The 17,540-nt window shown below is 62.5% G+C and carries 16 protein-coding genes; 5 read left to right on the forward strand and 11 right to left on the reverse strand.

The features are described 5' to 3' along the window. Nucleotides 1-155: 155 nt before the first annotated feature. Nucleotides 156-680, reverse strand: coding sequence for a carboxymuconolactone decarboxylase family protein (locus tag CGLY_RS07960; protein ID WP_038548339.1), 525 nt, complete (start codon nucleotides 678-680; stop codon nucleotides 156-158). A gap of 1 nt (nucleotide 681) precedes the next feature. After that, nucleotides 682-1,278, reverse strand: a complete 597-nt coding sequence (locus tag CGLY_RS07965) for a peroxiredoxin (RefSeq protein WP_038548342.1) — start codon at nucleotides 1,276-1,278, stop codon at nucleotides 682-684. A 182-nt stretch (nucleotides 1,279-1,460) separates the two neighbouring features. Between CGLY_RS07965 and CGLY_RS07970 the strand changes: the two genes are divergently transcribed. After that, nucleotides 1,461-2,447 carry a hydrogen peroxide-inducible genes activator gene (locus CGLY_RS07970; protein WP_038548345.1) on the forward strand — a complete coding sequence of 329 codons (987 nt, stop codon included), beginning with the start codon at nucleotides 1,461-1,463 and terminating at the stop codon, nucleotides 2,445-2,447. On the opposite strand, the gene CGLY_RS07975 is transcribed toward CGLY_RS07970, so the two are convergent. Beyond that, nucleotides 2,419-4,974 (reverse strand): DEAD/DEAH box helicase, encoded by a 2,556-nt coding sequence (locus tag CGLY_RS07975; protein WP_038548348.1) that lies wholly within the window; start codon nucleotides 4,972-4,974, stop codon nucleotides 2,419-2,421. The genes CGLY_RS07970 and CGLY_RS07975 overlap by 29 nt on opposite strands. An 8-nt stretch (nucleotides 4,975-4,982) precedes the next feature. Further along, nucleotides 4,983-6,008: a PAC2 family protein gene (locus CGLY_RS07980; protein WP_081803831.1), complete on the reverse strand. Its 1,026-nt coding sequence runs from the start codon at nucleotides 6,006-6,008 to the stop codon at nucleotides 4,983-4,985. Between the two features lie 162 nt (nucleotides 6,009-6,170). On the opposite strand from CGLY_RS07980, the gene CGLY_RS07985 reads away from it, so the two are divergent. After that, nucleotides 6,171-7,511, forward strand: a complete 1,341-nt coding sequence (locus CGLY_RS07985; protein ID WP_038548350.1) for a DUF4192 family protein — start codon at nucleotides 6,171-6,173, stop codon at nucleotides 7,509-7,511. On the opposite strand, the gene galE is transcribed toward CGLY_RS07985, so the two are convergent. The 6 genes from galE to CGLY_RS16740 form a co-directional block, all read right to left on the reverse strand. Continuing rightward, nucleotides 7,468-8,466 (reverse strand): UDP-glucose 4-epimerase GalE, encoded by a 999-nt coding sequence (galE, locus tag CGLY_RS07990; RefSeq protein WP_038548353.1) that lies wholly within the window; start codon nucleotides 8,464-8,466, stop codon nucleotides 7,468-7,470. The two genes, CGLY_RS07985 and galE, sit on opposite strands and share 44 nt — an antisense overlap. Before the next feature lie 6 nt (nucleotides 8,467-8,472). Further along, nucleotides 8,473-9,162 carry a metal-dependent transcriptional regulator gene (locus tag CGLY_RS07995; protein WP_038548356.1) on the reverse strand — a complete coding sequence of 230 codons (690 nt, stop codon included), beginning with the start codon at nucleotides 9,160-9,162 and terminating at the stop codon, nucleotides 8,473-8,475. A 166-nt stretch (nucleotides 9,163-9,328) separates the two neighbouring features. Continuing rightward, nucleotides 9,329-10,462: a sigma-70 family RNA polymerase sigma factor gene (locus CGLY_RS08000; RefSeq protein WP_038548358.1), complete on the reverse strand. Its 1,134-nt coding sequence runs from the start codon at nucleotides 10,460-10,462 to the stop codon at nucleotides 9,329-9,331. A gap of 183 nt (nucleotides 10,463-10,645) precedes the next feature. Beyond that, a complete protein-coding gene (gene dtd, locus CGLY_RS08005; protein ID WP_038548360.1) occupies nucleotides 10,646-11,122 on the reverse strand; it encodes a D-aminoacyl-tRNA deacylase in 477 nt (158 codons plus the stop codon). Continuing rightward, a complete protein-coding gene (locus CGLY_RS08010) occupies nucleotides 11,122-12,744 on the reverse strand; it encodes a DUF7782 domain-containing protein (RefSeq protein WP_081803832.1) in 1,623 nt (540 codons plus the stop codon). The genes dtd and CGLY_RS08010 overlap by 1 nt, the downstream gene beginning before the upstream one ends. Continuing rightward, a complete protein-coding gene (locus CGLY_RS16740; protein ID WP_052539888.1) occupies nucleotides 12,698-13,228 on the reverse strand; it encodes a DUF3099 domain-containing protein in 531 nt (176 codons plus the stop codon). Before CGLY_RS16740 ends, CGLY_RS08010 begins: the two co-directional genes overlap by 47 nt. A 113-nt stretch (nucleotides 13,229-13,341) precedes the next feature. Here CGLY_RS16740 and CGLY_RS08020 point away from each other — a divergent pair, with 113 nt between their 5' ends. Genes CGLY_RS08020 through CGLY_RS08030 form a run of 3 tightly spaced genes read left to right on the forward strand, consistent with a single transcriptional unit; the run spans nucleotide 13,342 to nucleotide 15,727 of the window. Further along, nucleotides 13,342-13,584, forward strand: a complete 243-nt coding sequence (locus CGLY_RS08020; RefSeq protein ID WP_038548366.1) for a DUF3039 domain-containing protein — start codon at nucleotides 13,342-13,344, stop codon at nucleotides 13,582-13,584. After that, nucleotides 13,581-15,311: a DEAD/DEAH box helicase gene (locus CGLY_RS08025; protein ID WP_038548369.1), complete on the forward strand. Its 1,731-nt coding sequence runs from the start codon at nucleotides 13,581-13,583 to the stop codon at nucleotides 15,309-15,311. Before CGLY_RS08020 ends, CGLY_RS08025 begins: the two co-directional genes overlap by 4 nt. Nucleotides 15,312-15,352: 41 nt before the next feature. After that, nucleotides 15,353-15,727, forward strand: coding sequence for a hypothetical protein (locus CGLY_RS08030; protein ID WP_038548371.1), 375 nt, complete (start codon nucleotides 15,353-15,355; stop codon nucleotides 15,725-15,727). Between the two features lie 140 nt (nucleotides 15,728-15,867). Here CGLY_RS08030 and CGLY_RS08035 read toward each other — a convergent pair whose 3' ends face one another. After that, nucleotides 15,868-17,526, reverse strand: a complete 1,659-nt coding sequence (locus CGLY_RS08035) for an RNA polymerase sigma factor (RefSeq protein WP_038548374.1) — start codon at nucleotides 17,524-17,526, stop codon at nucleotides 15,868-15,870. Nucleotides 17,527-17,540: the final 14 nt, after the last annotated feature.

The raw sequence follows: 17,540 nt of genomic DNA on the forward strand, positions 1-17,540 counted from the left end.
CTGTTTTCGAGCCTCGCTGGCGCCCCCGACCCCTCTTGCGGCCCTTCGGCCTGCTGCCACCTGGATTGTCTTCGTCGGAAACCACCCGACGATTCTACCACTGGAGCTGGAAAAACCCGCCGCACACCAGTGTGCGACGGGCAGACAGCGACGCTCTAGCGTGCGTCCTCGATGTCGATTGTCTGGGCGACGCCCTGGACAACGGCAGCGATCTTGACGGCTTCGAAGACCTGCTCCTTGGTCAGGCCTTCATCGCGCACGGTTTTCTCGTGGGCGATGGTGCAGTGGTCGCAACCGTTGATGGTCGACACGGCCAGCGAGAAGAGTTCGAAGTCGACCTTCTCGATTCCCGGCTTGCTGATGACGTTCATCCGCAGTCCCATACGGACCTGCGCGTAGTCGTCCCCGAGCCAGCCGCGGGCTCGGTAGGCGACGTTGTTCATCGCCATGATCGACGCTGCAGCGAGTGCAGCTTCGTAGGCCTCGTCGGACAGGTGTGACTTGGCCTCGTCGGAGATCTCTGACAGAACCTGGTCGTTGCGGGATGCCGCCGCGGAGGCGACGAAGGTACCCCACAACTGCTGCTCGGTCAGCTCCGTGGAGCGTGCGAGGCTGCTGAGGTTGAGCTTCAGGTCCTTGGCGTACTCGGGCAGACCGGACTTCAGGTTGTCGATCGACATATTACTTCAGCGCCTCCTGGACGACGTCCATCTTGTTGATGTTCTTGGTCGGGTCGTTGGCCTGCCAGTTGCAGGCACAGACCTCTTCGGACTGCAGTGCATCGAGGACACGCAGGACCTCGTCGACATTGCGGCCGACAGCATCCGGGGTCACCGAGACGAACTGGATGACGTTGTCGGGGTCGACGATGTAGGTGGCACGGTCCGCGACGCCGTCGGCGTTCTCGACACCCAAGGCGCGGATGAGGTCGTGACGCACATCAGCGAACATGGGGAACGGGACACCCTTGAGCTCGGGGTGGGTTGCACGCCAGTTGAAGTGAGCGAACTCGTTGTCGGTGGACCCGCCGAGGATCTGCGTGTCGCGATCCTGGAACTCGTCATCCAGTTTGCCGAAGGCCGCGATCTCGGTGGGGCAGACGAAGGTGAAGTCCTTCGGGTAGAAGAAGACGACCTTCCACTTGCCCTGGTACTTGTCGAGGCTCACGTTTTCGAAGTAGTCGTCCGGCTGCTGGGCGTTCGCCTCATGCAGGTCGCCGCCCTTGAGCGCGGTGAGATTGAACTCGGGGAACTGGTCACCGACGGTGAGTATGGACATGGGTCATGCCTCCTGGGGTCGTGAAATTCGGACGCTCGTTGTTGTCTTGAGCACGGTCGATTATGCCATGAATCCAGAACTTGTGCAAAGGTATAACTGATTGATGCGGAGGGATCAATAGCGAACGCCTATCGAGATTCGTGGATAGGTTTACCTTTCGCAGATAATGTAAAGTCATAGGCATGGTCAATAAGGATTACCGGCCGACGATCGCGCAACTCAGGACCTTCGCCACCGTTGCCGAACACGGACATTTCGGCGCCGCAGCCCAGCAGCTGGGGATCTCCCAGCCCTCGTTGTCGCAGGGCCTGGCCGCCCTGGAGAACGGTCTGGGGGTCCAGCTGATTGAGAGGTCCACCCGGAAGGTCATCGTCACCGACGTCGGACGGGATCTGCTGCCGTATGCGCAGGCAACCCTCGATAGTCTTGACACGTTCATCAGCCATGCGCGGGGAGCTCACGGTGGGCTCGCCGGTTCCATGGCGCTGGGGATCATTCCCACCATTGCTCCCTTCATCCTGCCGGCGCTCCTCCAGTCGCTCCCGTCGGTGGCGCCGGAACTCGAGCCGAAGATCGTCGAGGAAAAGACGAGTAGCCTGGTCGATTCTCTTCGCCAGGGCGGGCTGGATGCTGTAGTTGTCGCATCTCCTGTAGCAGGCGCCGGCATCGAACAGATTGAGCTCTACCGCGAAGAGTTTGTCCTTGTGCTTCCGGAAAACCACCGCCTTGCAGGCCGACGTGACCTGGCCCTTGATGAGCTGGACGCCCTCGATCTGCTGTTGCTGGATGACGGGCACTGTCTCCGCGACCAGGTGCTGGACTTGTGCCGCTCAGCGTCGCTCACCGTCGATCCAGCCAGGGCCGTCACCAGGGCGGCGAGCCTGTCGACCGTGGTTCAGTGTGTCATCGGAGGTCTGGGCTGCACACTGGTACCGATCAGTGCGGTTGCAGCCGAGTGCGATCGCCCCGGTGTCGCTTTGGCGACCTTCGACGGTGGTGCCGCGACAGCGGGAAGGACAGTTAACCTGAGCTACCGTTCCAGCTCCAACCGGGACGATGCCTTCAGAACCATCGGAAGTATCGTGACCGACGCGTTCGGATCGGGTATGGGAGCAAATCAGAGCGTTCTGGAGACCCGTCTCAGCCCTGGACCACCCGGAGCTCACTGAGTCGGACCTCTCCGGCCTCGTCCGAGCCGTCCAGGTCTACGACGCCTTCAAACGCCCAACCGTGGTCGCCATCGGGGTCGTCGAGGATCTGTCGAACTCTCCATTGTTGTGGTTCTTCAGTGATGATGACCATGTCAGGAGAACGTGCCCCGGCGTCGACCCCGATATCGGCGTATTCGTCGAAGTAGGCATCCATCGCTCCAGGCCAGTCCGGGGGATCGGCGAGGTAGTCGTCCATTGCCGCCAGCTCCTTCTCCTTCTCAAAGGCGAACAGCTCCACATGCCGGAAGAAATAATTCTTCACCATACGACGTAGGGCCCGGGGGTTCGAGCTGAGTTTGGTCGGATCGTCGACGCCGAAGGCGTGCTCCGCCACCTGTTCTTCGGTGACCGGCTTGTCCGGGTCCGCCATCGCAGACCACTCGTCAACCAACGATGAGTCAACCTGGCGGATGAGTTCGCCGAGCCAGACGATGATGTCCTCGAGCTCATCGCTGCGATGCTCCGGCGGAACGGTGTGCGAGAGAGTCCGCCAGGCATCCGTGAGGTACCGCAGCACCACACCTTCTGACCGTGCCAACGAGTAGGTGGCGACCAGGTCGGAGAATGTCATGGCTTTCTCAATCATGTCCCGGACCACCGATTTCGGTGCCAGATCGAACTCTGCCGCCCAGGGATTGGACTCGCAGAAGATGTCGTAGGCCTGTTCGAGCTCTTCTTCCAGTGGTTTCGGCCAGGTAATGTCTTCGACGATGGCCATTCGTTCGGTGTAGTCGACCCCTTCGGCCTTCAACGCCGCAATTTCCTGTCCACGTCGCTCTCGCTGCTGCGCGGTCAGCACCTGATTCGGATTATCAAGGATGGCCTCGACGGTGCTGATTACGTCGAGCGTATAGGTGTCGGATTCCGGGTCGAGGAGATCGAAAGCGGCGAGAGCGAAAGGCGACAGGGGCTGGTTGAGGGCAAAATCCCGCTGGAGTTCCCGGGTCAGCCGTGCGTCCTTCCCAGACGGGGTATCAGCCTCGAACTCTTCGACGATCTCGGTACGCAGCAGCCCGCGGTACAGGTCAATGGTTGTCAGAATGTCCCGGTTCTGTTTGGTACGGGTGTCGTGATTGTCCCGTAGGAGCCCCTTCAATGCAGTGTAGGTCCATTCGTCTCGCGCGACGACGTTAATCAACATCGAATGTGACATCTGGAACTGGCTGACGAGTTCTTCGGGCTCCGCCGTGGTGAGCCTGTCGAACGTCGACTTCGTCCACGTAGCCCGTCCTTCCGGAGCTGACTTTTTCCGGAGTTTCTTCAGCTTCTTCGGATCCGATCCGGCACGCTCACGGAGACGGTAGTTCTCGATCTCGTGTTCCGGTGCTTCCACCACCACGGTGCCTTCAGTGTCATAGCCGGCGCGCCCCGCGCGTCCTGCTATCTGGTGGAATTCGCGGGATTTGAGGATTCGGTGTTTGATTCCGTCATACTTGGCCAACCCGGTCATCAACACCGTGCGGATCGGTACATTGATGCCCACGCCGAGAGTGTCAGTTCCGGATATTACGCTGAGCAGCCCCTGCTGGGCGAGCTTCTCGACCAGTCTCCGGTACTTCGGCAGCATCCCTGCATGATGGATGCCGATCCCTTTGCGCAGAAGTCCGGACAGTGTCTTGCCGAAGGCGGAGGTAAAGCGGAAGTTACCGATGGCAGAGGCGATCTCTGCTTTCCGCTCTTTGTCGACGAAAGTCATGCTGGTCAGCGCTTGTGCGCGTTCAACAGCGTCACGCTGGGAGAAATGGACGATATACACCGGCGCTTTTCCCGCGTCGACAAGTTCCTGCAGTGTTTCGTGAACCGGTGAGTAGACGAAGTCGAAGTCCAGCGGCACCGGGCGGACGGTTCCGGTTACCGGTGTTGTCGCGCGACCCGTGCGGCGAGTGAGGTCTTCTTCCAACCACGCCGTGTCGCCCAGAGTCGCGCTCATGAGGAGAAACTGCGCCCGAGGAAGGCTCAGAAGCGGCACCTGCCAGGCCCATCCCCGATCCGGCTCCGAATAGTAGTGGAACTCATCCATCACCACCTGGTCGATATCCGCTGCAGCGCCGTCGCGGAGCGCGATGTTGGCGACCACCTCTGCTGTCGCACAGATGACGGGAGCGTTACCGTTGACTGTGGCGTCACCGGTCATCATGCCGACATGCGCGGGTCCGAAGATCTCGCAGAGAGAAAAAAACTTCTCGCTGACCAAGGCCTTGATCGGTGCAGTGTAGAACGTACGTTGGCCGTGTGCCAGAGCAATGAAGTGCGCTGCAGTGGCCACCAACGACTTGCCGGACCCGGTCGGGGTCGCCAGGATCACGTTGTCGCCGGAGGCAAGAGCTACCGACGCCTCCTCCTGGGCGGGATACAGAGAGAGCCCGCGGTCGCGGGCCCACGCCAGAAAGGACTCGAGCACCGCGTCGTCGACCAGACTCTCCGGTACTTCATCGAGGTCGGGCAGGAGCGCGGAGAGCGTGGAGTCAGTTGCGGGTGTCGTCACCTGTGTTGTTACCTGTCGCGGTTGTCGGGGTCTTCGTCTGTAGGGTGCTGGCCGTCTTCGGTATCGCTCTCAGAACCATTGCCGTCGACCTCGTTGTCGATGTCCTCGGGCGAGTCGACGGCGCTGGCAAGGAAACGCTCGACTTCGGCGCTGATCTCCTCACCCGACGGTACCTCTTGACCGGGAGCAAGGAGTGCATTGTCCTTCCGCTTGCGTTGGCGGGACTGGTCTTCATCGTACTGCCGCTCGAGAGCACCGACGACCGAGGCGATCTCCGCCGAGTCATCGACCTGGTCCGCCAGCTGTTGGCGAACCTTGTCCATGTCAGCTTCCAGGGCACGCAAGGGCAGGTTGAGATCGGCGACGGACTCGAGAGTGTGAAGTAGGCCGTAGGCGGCTTCCGGGTAGTCGGATGCCGCAATGTAGTGGGGTACGTGGGCGGTTAGCCCCAGAGTGGAGAGACCCCCGCGCGACAACAACAGTTCGACGTCCAGCATCGCGGCGCCTGGAATGATCATCCGTGATTCCCAGGTGCGCAGATCCCGGGTCAGGGAGGAGTCCGACCCATGCGCCGTAACGATCAGCGGCCGAGTGTGAGGCACGGTCATCGGTGCGGCGTAGAACGTAACGACGCGGTCGACTCCGGAGCGTGAAGCGAGTTCGGCGACAGCCCTGCTGAAAGCCTCCCATCGCAGATCCGGTTCAGGTCCGGCGAGCAGCATGAACGGCTGGCCGTCTGAATCCTCCATGCGGTACAGGGTCAGTGCCAGGTTTTCCCGGTCCACGACCCGTCCGCGGTCGAGAGTGACACCGGGACGACGTGACCTGTAGTCGATCAGCTCGTCGACATTGAAAGTGGCGACCGCTGAGTGGTCGAGTGCCTGAAGGAGGTGCTGGCTTGCCTGACGCACTCCTTGGCCGGCGTCGGCGTACCCCTGGAGAGCGATGACCATTGACAGACCTTCTTCACCGTCGGCGGACTGAGCCGAGGGGCCGGGGTATTCAAGTTCGTACATACGATTGCTGTCGGACATGTGCGTGTGCTCCCTTCACTGACGTGCGACGCAGTGGATCTACTCTACCAGTCGCCGTTCCCGCACCAGGGGATCTCCACAGGGTGCGGATTGTCCACATGCTCCTGGCTGAACCATCGGAGCAGAAGAATCGCGGACGGTTCTCCGGTGGAGGATGTCACCATGACTTCCACACAGCACAACAGATCGCGCGGTCCTGGAATTCCCGGCGCCGGAGGCCGTCGCGAATCCCGGGTCTCCCGCACGCCCGTCGTCATAGACAGCGGCCCTGGCGGGCTCATCGCGGCAGTGCCGGGCCTCCTCGGTTTCACTCCGACGACCAGTGTTGTTCTCATCGGCCTGACCTACTATCAGGAGCGCCTCGAGTCTGTCGGACCCGTCGTCCGGACCGATCTTGTCCCGGAGGCTGCAGCTGCCGGCACCGACGCATTGTGCGGGGCGGTTTACGATATGCCCGGCGCAAAAGCAGCGATCATTGTCGTCGCTTCCGATGCATGGCCGTTTCGCGGTCCTACTTCGGATGTACTCGACACGGTACTGTGCGAGTTGTACGACAACGCGGTCGATGTGAGCGGAGTATATGTCACCGAATCACTCCGTAACGGTGGGATGTGGCGCCATGTTGTTCCGGCAGAGCAGGAGGGTGGATGGCGGATTCACTGCCGAGGCAGTATCGATGATCCGCAGGTCAGTCCGATCTTGTCGGCAGGGGAGACGACGGTGCACGATTCACAGGCGACATCGGAATCGATGGACAGGGAACTCGACCCGGTCGACGACGCGTCTGTTCGACCGCTGCTCCCGGCGAGTTGGACTACCGGTGTCGCTGCTCCGGGATACAGCGGGTCGTGGTCTCCGGCCGACGTTTGTGGACTGGTGGCAGCCGTCCGTAGAGAGGTGGAGTCGCAGAACACGGGTGATACGGCGATGCTCATCAGTGCACGTCGTGAGGTACGCCGGGTACTCGGCCGTGGAGCCAGGGCCGAACAGGTCTTCACATTCTGTACCCGCGTCAGCCTGTTCCCGTCGTTGGTCGCTCTGGCAGCGGGCGGGAACGCGACCGTGGTGATGGCGCTACTCCTGGAGACAGCAGCGTTGGGACGACGCTCCCTCCGGAGTCGCGCACTCCTCCTGATCTCAGTCCTGGGCTGGTGCGGAAATCACGGTGCATTGGGGCATCGTGCAGCGCGGCGGTGTCTTCAGGAAATGGAGGAGGGGCGTGGCGCGGGGATGGTGCCCGCGGTCATAGATAATACGGAACAGCTCGGGGATGACCTGCTCACGATGTCCCTGGCAGGCGTCATATGGGACGGCGTATCAGACGGCTCAGCCGCTATGGCCGTCAAAAGCATCCTTGACCAGGGGATCGCCCAGATCGAAGCCGAGGCGAAACGAGATTCAGTAGCGGTCGACCGTGACTACGGGGAGCAACTGGATTCGATCCTGGACCGTAGGGCGGTCACCGTCGTGCGAAATGCGCTCGATCGCCGAGCCGGGAGGTGAACGCCCATGCGTCCGAGACTATGGTATGCAGATCACTGCGGGTGGGGGCCCAGCCGAGCTCGTTGATCGCACGAGCTGAAGAGGCGATCAGTGTCGCAGGATCACCAGCCCGGCGGGGCGCAGTGACCGCGGGAATGGCGTGCCCGGTGACGTCCCTGCAGGTGTCGATGACCTGCTGGACACTGTAGCCGTCGCCCGAGCCGAGATTGAAGATGCGGTGAGTGCCGGGGGAGTTTGAACGCGCGGCGAGCAGGTGTGCATCAGCAAGATCTCGGATGTGGATGTAGTCTCTGACACACGTGCCGTCGGGGGTCGGCCAGTCGTCACCGAAGACCATGATCTGCTCACGGGCGTCAAGCGCGACCTGGAGAACCAGCGGGATCAGGTGCGTTTCCACCACCCGGTTCTCACCGGTGGCTCCGTACGCCCCGGCTACGTTGAAGTAGCGCAAACTCGTCGCTCCGAGCCCGTAGGCGTGGGCGTATGAGGTGATGATCTGGTCAATCGACAGTTTGGAGGCGCCATAAGGGTTCGTCGGGGCGGTGGGCATCTCCTCGGTGATCGGCACCTCCTCGGGCTCGCCGTAACAGGCCGCAGTAGAGGAGAAAACAAGGTTGTCTACCCCGTGGGCACGCATTAAGTCGAGAAGTTGCAGCGAGGTGACCACGTTGCCGTGCCAGTAGATGTCAGGAGACTCGACGGACTCACCGACAAGGGATTTCGCGGCAAAGTGGAAAACTGCGGCGCAATCGTCCGCAAGAGCCTCCGGAGCCCGGTCCAGGACATCGCCCTCCAGGAAAGCGGCGGCGGAGGGGACCGCCTCACGGTTACCGGTGGAAAGGTCATCGATCACCGTCACCCGGTAGCCCTGTTCACAGAGCACCGCGGCGCATACGCTCCCGACGTACCCAGCGCCACCGGTGACGAGGACGTGGCCTCCTTCAACGAGCCCCATCAGCGACTAGTTCCCCTCGACGACGATACGGATGGCATGGCCCAGTTCCTCAGGGACGACCACGCTGTCGCCGTCGGGTGTCTGCAGGGTAAGGCCCTCCGGGGTGTCCTGGATCGTCACCGTGGTCCCGGGTCGGATCCCGTGCTGCCCCAGCTTGCCGATGACCTTGTGCTCAACCTGGACAATCTCATTGAAGCTGACGATCGTGGCCTTGCGAGGGGAACTAAGGTCAATATCCGAGGCGCGGTGGGAATTGTCCGGGTTCCCGACCGAAGACTCACCGAGCTTCTCAAGTCCCGGCACCGGGTTACCGAACGGCGAGGTGTTGTGGTCGTCGAGGACGGCGAGGAGACGCTTCTCGACCTCGTCACCCATGACGTGCTCCCACCGGCAGGCTTCATCATGGACGGACTCCCACGGCAGTCCGATCACGTCGACGAGCAGGCGCTCAGCCAGACGGTGCTTACGCATCACCGCGGTAGCGTGCTCCCGACCTTCTTCCGTCAACTTGAGGGAGCGGTCGTCTGCGATCCAGAGCAGGTTGTCCCGTTCCATGCGGGCCACCGTCTGGCTCACAGTTGGACCGGACTGCTCAAGACGCTCGGCGATTCGCGCGCGGAGCGGAGGAATGCCCTCCTCCTCCAGTTCATAGATCGTCCGGAGGTACATCTCGGTGGTATCGACGAGGTCCTTCACTCGACCATGGCCTTTCTCTGACACATGCGACCAGAGAGATTCACGGTCGCATTCACGGGTTTATTCACACAGTGGTGACCTACAACGTACACGGTTAACGACGCACATGGTTGAGCGGTCCGACCCACCCGGCCCGGCGGTCGGGTGGAGATCACGTCCCTCCCCGTCAGACCGCGTATTCGCGTAGCCGGGCCGCCCGGTCACCTTCGCGGAGTTTCGTCATGACCTCACGCTCGATCTGTCGCACACGTTCCCGTGACAGACCGAAACTCCGACCAATCTGATCGAGCGTACGGGGCATTCCGTCGTCGAGGCCGTAACGCAGTTTGATCACATCCTGTTCCCGTTCCTCGAGGGTGTCGAGCACGGCCCGGACATCCGAGTGGCGCAGAGAGGCGACGACCGCGGCCTCGGCGTCGGTGGCCTCGGAATCCTCGATGAAGTCACCCAACGGTGCCTCTTCGTCGGAACCGACAGGCATGTCGAGGCTCACAGGATCGCGGGACTGTTTGAGTAGCATCTCGATCTTCGACTCGTCGATCCCTGACTCATCGGCAAGTTCCTCATTGGTCGCTTCACGGCCCAGGTGCTGGTACATCTCCCTCTTAATCCGGGAAAGCTTGTTGACCTGCTCAACGAGGTGCACAGGCAACCGGATGGTGCGGGACTGGTCAGCCATGCCCCGCGTGATCGCCTGGCGGATCCACCAGGTGGCGTACGTGGAGAACTTGAAGCCCTTGGCGTAGTCGAACTTCTCCATCGCCCGGATGAGCCCGAGATTCCCTTCCTGGATCAGATCGAGCAGTGGCATGCCACGTCCGGTGTAGCGCTTCGCCAGGGAGACGACGAGCCGGAGGTTCGCTTCCAGGAGATGGGTGCGTGCCGCACGGCCCTCGCGGGCAAGAACCTTCATATCGCGCTTAGCCGCACGAGTCAGCTTGTCACCGCTCTCAAGCAGGTGCTCGGCGTACAGACCGACCTCGATGCGCTTAGACAACTCCACCTCGTCATCGGCGGTCAGCAGTGCCGTCTTCCCGATGCCGTTGAGGTATACACGGACCAGGTCCGCTGAGGGGTTCTCGTTATTGCCCCGGCGGCGGCCCTTGTCCTCGGAGACCTCCTCGTCCGATGCGTTCTCGGTGACGTTGTCGACGTTGTCTGAGGTGTCCTCGTCTGACGGCGTGACAGTCGCCGGCCCGAGCTCGTCGATTTCTGCCGGGGTATCCGCGCTGTCTCGGGTGGTCTCCAGGATGTCGTTCTCGTCCGGTGTGCCGGAGTTCTTCGTCGTGCGGGTGCCCATCTGGTTGACCTCCTGGGTTTGGTGTCGGAAGCTCTGATCAGTCCAACGGGTCGCGGTCAGAAATTGTTCCGGGCCTAAGTGTCTCGCAGGATAGCGGAAGGAATTCGCAGGTGAAGGAGGCGTAAATGCACTTTCGACTCCCCTATTGTGGGGGGTGTCGCAGAAGTACGGTTACCCCCGTCCTTAGGGAGCTTCGACGATTACCGTGTAGGGGCCGAGATTAGTCGAGCTGACCTCCATCATGGCGCCGAAAGTCCCGGTCTCGACTCGGAGACCCCGGTTGCGGAGATCCTCGGTGATCCGGGAGATCACTTCTTCTGCGACGTCCCCCGGGGCGGCATCAGACCATGACGGGCGACGTCCCTTGGCGGTGGCACCCATCAGTGTGAACTGACTGACGATGAGGATCTCGGCACCGTTGTCCTGGGCGCCGACACCGCGACCTTCCTCCCACGGTGCTGCGACGGGTGGGAGGATCCGTAGCTCCGCGATCTTCCTGGCCATGGTCCGCCAGGCATCGGGCCTGTCGTTACGCCCGACGCCGACCAGGGCCAGCAGGGCGCCGCGGCCTTCACCGTCCCGGTTGCTGTCGACAGAGCCGACGATCACGCCGCCGACTGTCACCTCTGCCGTGCCGACCGTACTGACGACCGCCTTCATCAGGCGCCCTCGAGGAGAGTCGTGGGAAGGACCATACCGTGACGTACAAGATCGACGATCAACGGAACAAGCGCCTCGGTGAACTCGTCCTCGTCAAGGTCGTTAACGGCGCAGTACAGGCCGGCGACATCCCGAAGATTAAGGCCGTGCGGAGACAGGCCGGCAAGCACCGAGGAGAGGGCTTCGTCGATCTCGTGGCTGAAGCCGGGGCCGTCGGTCCGGGTGATCCTGATGATCTCAGGTCGGAAGCCAGGCTCGGTAGCCGGGTCACCGGTCAGTCCGGACCGTGAGACCTCCACGTTCTCACGTGCGAGTCCGGGACGTAGCTGGAACCGGTTGTCTAGAATCCCATCGGCATCCTGGTGGGCTAGCCATTGTGCGCGTGCGAAGTATTCTGCGACCTCGTCACCGAAATACCCGAGGTCCGGCGTATCGACGACCTCGAAGGTGACCTCGGACGGGCCGTCGATGCGTTGGAGATGGACGTACCCCAGGCCGATTCTGGTGATGTCCCGACTGCCGAGGTAGTCGAGCCACCGCCTGACATGTGCCTGGCCCGCATCCGTTCGCGGATCAACGGACCCATCGGCTGTCCAGGTACGGACATAGAACGACGGGGTGACTTCATCACGCTGGACAATCCACGCTCGGATTCCCTCCGCAGGTACCCAACCGGCGACGCGATCGGCTGCGGACTCCGAGAGGGACGTCGCCCACGCCCCGAGAAGATGAGCAGTGCCGCCGGGGGAGAGGTGCTTGACCGCACCCTCCACCACGGTGCGGGTCGCGTCATCGAGCTCCAGGCCGGAATCGCGGTAGATCTGGCCGTCTGCGGGTGGGCCGACGACGAACGGTGGATTGGAGACGATCCGGTCGAACTCTTCTCCCGAAACGGGTTCGAACCAGCTTCCCGCACGCCAGTCAATGGTTCGGTCAACCACCGACCGCTGGGAAGCCCGGGCGAATCCCAGTGCGCGGTCGTGGATATCTGTGGCTACGGTTTCATCCGCATCCACAATCATTGCCAAGACACCGGAGCCGGTGCCGAGGTCGAGCAGCCGACCGGCAGGTGTCGACGGGACCTGGTTCAGTAGCGTCAGTGGAGCGTGCCCGACGCCCGGTACGTGGTCGGGGCGAGGAGTTCTCGCTTCGAGTGAGGAATCCGGGTCCGATACAACAAGTGCCTCGGTCCCGTCGGCCCGGTGCGCGCTGTGTGCCACCGGCCGTACGTCGACCTGCGAGCGGACCAGGGTTCGCCCGCTGACCTCCGACTCGGTGGACAGCGCATCGGCAGTGAGGAGTTCATCGACCAGGGTCGCTCCTATGACCTGTGCGAGTTCACCACGGTCGACGGGTCTCCGGAGGAAAAAGGCACGCGTGAGCAGAACGTCCCGGGGGAAGACACTTCCCGCCTCTGCAGTGACACGGTTGTCGAGGTGCCACTCGGCACCTCCGGGATTGCCGGAGAGGGCTTCGGTGTGTCCTTGTCTTCCGAGACACCGGAGAAGTAGCGGTGTGCCGTAGTCCATGGCTGTGAGCGCGAGGACGAGGTCTCCGAGACACGGAGCATCGGCGTCAACGGCCATTGTCGTCGGAGGGGTCGGAGCGGTCGGCGTCGTCATGTCTCTCCCATGCGGAGGTATCGGAGGTAGTGAAGGTATCGGGGTTGCCGGGGGAATCAGGGTCGTCCAACCGGCCAGTTTCCGCGTCGATGACGGTGTACCCGGTCTCTTCACGCGGTGCTTCAAGTTGTCCGCTGGCGGAACCGCCCAACTGAGGATTGTTGATGCTGTCGCGGTACTGGCGCGCGAGCGCCGGTTTGTACACCTTGGGCTGACCTTTTTCCCGGTCATCCGTTTTTTCATTGGCCAGCAGGACCGCTGCCCAGGGGAGTGGCAGGGATATCACCGCGAAGACTGCGGCGAGGGCGGGACTGTGCAGCCAGGCGTATGCCGCGACCGCGGCGCCCAGCAACGGAATGCGTGCCAGCTGCAGCGCCGCGTACAGGTGGCGCCGATGGCGCCAGTCGTCCAAGGGCGATCGTCGGGCATCGGTGATGACCGAGACATCGTCACCTCGACGACGGCGGGACTGGTGCTGGGACATGGCCACAACCGTAGTCCCGTACGTGCCGACCACAACCCTCGGGACCGCCCACCGAAAGTATTCGTCGACCGGCACGGGTGGAAAACGCGGGCGGGGGAGGGCATCATGGGGACGTGACTACTCCTGGAACGACAACGATTGAGCGGCCCGACGTCCGGACCGAAGACAAGACCTCGGACGACACCCCGAAGTTCTTCCACTACGTCAAGAAGGACAAGATCGTCGACTCCGCGATCAACGGGAAGATGGTTGTCGCCCTCTGTGGCGAAACCTTCCCCGTGACCAAACAGGCGAAACCCGGATCCCCGGTCTGTCCTGACTGCGAGAGCATCTACCAGGGGCTCCGGAAGAAGTGAGTCAGGCCACCGCATACGGCACACTCCGTGCCTGGCAGCAGGCCGCACTCCGACGTTACATCGACTCTGCTCCGCAGGATTATCTCGCGGTGGCAACCCCCGGTGCGGGAAAAACGACGTTCGCGCTGACGGTGGCCCGCATGCTGCTCGACAGTCGGGTCGTGCAGCGCCTGGTTATCGTCGTGCCGACCGAGCACCTCAAGACCCAGTGGTCCCAGGCCGCCGCGCGCCAGGGCATATCCATTGACGCGGAGTTCACCAACTCCTCAGCGGTGAACAACGCCCACGACGGTGTGGCAGTGACTTACGCCCAGGTCGGGATGAAGCCGACGAAGCACTATCAGGTCGCTACCGCACGCAAGACCCTGGTGATTCTCGACGAGATACACCATGCCGGCGACGCGAAAAGCTGGGGTGACGGCGTACGTTTCGCCTACGCGCAGGCCGAACGCCGGCTCGCTCTGACCGGTACCCCGTTCCGGTCAGACGATTCGGAGATTCCTTTCGTCCAGTACAAGGACGTCGACGGGGCGTTAGTCTCCCAGTCCGATTACACCTACGGATACTCGGATGCACTCGCGGACGGTGTCGTGCGTCCGGTGGTCTTCCTGGCCTACTCGGGTCAGGCCCGGTGGCGTGACAGTGCCGGCGAGGAGTACGAGGCACGCCTGGGCACTCCCTTGAACGCCGAGCAGACTGCACGTGCCTGGAAGACCGCGTTGGATCCCAAGGGCGAGTGGATTCCTGCGGTGCTCAGCGCAGCTCATACCCGCCTGATGCAGCTGCGCGAGTCGATTCCGGACGCAGGTGGCCTGGTTATTGCCACAGACACGACGACAGCACGTGCTTATGCAGCGATACTGGAGAAGATCACCGGCACGAAGGTGACAGTGGTGTTGTCCGACGAGCAGGGTTCCAGTGACCGGATCAAGGCGTTCTCGGACTCCACGGAACAGTGGATGGTCGCCGTACGCATGGTGTCTGAGGGTGTTGACGTCCCACGTCTCGCGGTCGGCGTTTACGCGACATCGGCGTCGACACCGCTTTTCTTCGCTCAGGCCATCGGCCGTTTTGTCCGTTCCCGGCGGCCTGGCGAGTCCGCCAGTGTCTTCCTCCCCAGCGTGCCGGTTCTGCTTGACCTGGCATCCAATATGGAGCGACAGCGAAATCACGTCCTCGGCAAGCCGGATCGTCCCAACGAAGGGTGGGACGATGAGTTGCTGGCACAGGCGAACAAGGAGGAGACGGAACCCGACGAGCCCGGCGGCTACGAGACCCTGGGAGCCGAGGCAGAGCTGGAGAGTCTCATCTTCGACGGCTCCACCTACGGCACCGCTACGATGACGGGCTCTGCAGAGGAACAAGAATACCTCGGGCTCCCTGGGCTTCTTGACGCCGAACAGATGAGGACGCTCCTGCGGGCACGGCAGTCCAGTCAACTGGACAACCGGGAGCGTGAGGTTGAGCAGGCTGCTCAGACCGGGCAGTTGCAGAACACCGGGGCAGGTGCTGGTGACGACACGTCCCCGGACAAGAAGGTCGCCAGTGAGGAGCTCCCAGCGTTACGCAAGAAACTCAATGCGCTCGTCGGTGCGAAGTCTCAGCGCACCGGACGACCACATGGGGCCATCCACAATGAGGTCCGACGTAACTGCGGTGGCCCACCGACAGCCCTGTGTACCGCGGAGCAGCTCCGCGACCGTATCGCTTACCTCCGGGACTGGTGATCGCTTCCGGAACGGGAGATTGCGTCGGTTAAACTGGCCGTATGGTGAAGAAGATACCCGGAGGGCGTCCCGTCAACCCCGGAGCGTCCGTACCGGGCTCTGTGCGTTCCCAGAGCAGGCTGGGCCTGGCGGCTGCGGTCCTGGCGGTACTGGCTCTGCCCGCGGCGTTGTTCGCTTGGCTGGGACTGATCATCAGTGTCGTCGTCCTGTTGGTTTCCCTGGTCGCCCTGATCGTCGCGATGCGTTCGACACACCAGAGCCGTGGTTATCCCATGATCGCGGTGGCGGTCTCCATTGTCGCGGTGGCGTTGGCCGGCGTCGTGACCAACAGCACCGCGCAGTCCCTTCAGGACTGCTCATCGACATCTACTGATGAACTGCGTCAGTGCATGGAGGATCGCCGCAACGACGAGTGAGCGGAGGGTGCGGACGTGACGACACCCCCGTCTTGTGTTGGTCATGCAGGGGGTAGACCAACACAAGACGGGGGTGTCAGGCGCTGAGCGGCGGTGGCGGACGGAAAGAACCCCGGCCGCCGCGCCGGTGAGTGCGGGACTCAGTCCAGGTAGTCGCGCAACACCTGTGAACGGGAGGGATGGCGCAGCTTGGACATGGTCTTCGATTCGATCTGACGGATGCGTTCCCGGGTGACTCCGTAGACCTGCCCGATTTCGTCCAGCGTGCGCGGCATACCGTCGGTGAGTCCGAAGCGTAGCTTGACCACACCTGCCTCGCGCTCGGAGAGGGTGTGCAGTACGTCCTGGAGCTGGTCCTGCAGCAGGGTGAAGCTGACAGCGTCGACGGCGATGACCGCTTCAGAGTCCTCGATGAAGTCGCCGAGCTGGCTGTCGCCTTCATCGCCGATGGTCTGGTCGAGAGAAATCGGCTCTCGGGCATACTGCTGGATCTCCAGCACCTTGTCCACTGTGATGTCCATCTCGCGGGCGAGCTCGTCCGGGGTGGGTTCACGACCGAGATCCTGCAGCAGTTCACGCTGGATTCGGCCCAGTTTGTTGATGACCTCGACCATGTGTACCGGTATACGGATCGTGCGGGCCTGATCAGCCATGGCACGGGTGATCGCCTGGCGGATCCACCAGGTGGCATAGGTGGAGAACTTGTAGCCCTTGGTGTAGTCGAACTTCTCCACCGCGCGGATCAGACCGAGGTTTCCTTCCTGGATCAGGTCCAGGAAGGCCATCCCCCGTCCGGTGTACCGCTTCGCCAGGGAGACCACGAGGCGCAGGTTCGCCTCGAGGAGGTGGTTCTTCGCTTTACGACCGTCCCGTTCGATCTCACGGAAGTCGCGTCGCTGCATGGGCGAGATTTTCTCGCCGCTCTGCTTGAGCTCGTCCATCTTGTGGTGCGCGTACAGGCCAGCCTCGATGCGCTTGGCCAGGGAGACCTCCTGCTCAGCATTGAGTAGTGCGACCTTACCGATCTGCTTAAGGTAGGCACGCACAGAGTCCGCCGATGCGGTCAGCTCCGCATCCTTGCGCGCCTGGCGGAGAGCGGCGGACTCATCCTCATCCCAGACAAAGCTGCCGGACTCCTGTTTGGCGTCATCGTCCTCCTCATCACCGTCGGAGACGGCACCTGCGGGGGTCACGACGGCCGGAGACGTGGTGTCGTCATCCTCGTCATCATCTTCGACCTCATCGACCTCATCGACATCGTCCGCGTCGATTTCCAGGTCGTCGTCCAGTTCGTCGATGTCGTCGAAACCGTCAGTGGACTCGTCCACGTCCTCCCGGTCGTTGACGGCGTCCGAGTCCGCATCCTTCGCCTGGCGCCGGGTCTGCTCGGCGCCATTCGCGACATCGCCGTCATCGGTCACGGCTGACGTGGCCGCGCGTCCCGCAACCCTTTTCGCCGTGGTCTTCTTCGCCGCAGTTTTCTTGGCGGTCTTCTTTGCGGCGGTCTTCTTCGCCGCAGACTTCTGAGTCGTCTTGCGGGCCGCTTTCTTGGCCGCAGCCTGCTTGGGGGCATCCTCGTCTGTGGAGGAGGAGGCAGTAGGCGAGGCAGAGGACGACTCGGATGGTGTCGGCGCTGCGGTCGGGGCCACCGGGGTCGCCGCCTTGCGTGTGGCCGTGCGGACGGCCTTCTTTGCGGTGGTCTTCTTGGCCACCCTTCGACCGGCCGACGATGCCGAAGTGCCGGGGGCGTCGATGCCCTCGGCGTCGTTACCGGAGGTGGAACTGGTGTGGGCCGCCACGAAAGACCTTTCTT

It is taken from the genome of Corynebacterium glyciniphilum AJ 3170, from assembly GCF_000626675.1.
Lineage (GTDB): Bacteria > Actinomycetota > Actinomycetes > Mycobacteriales > Mycobacteriaceae > Corynebacterium > Corynebacterium glyciniphilum.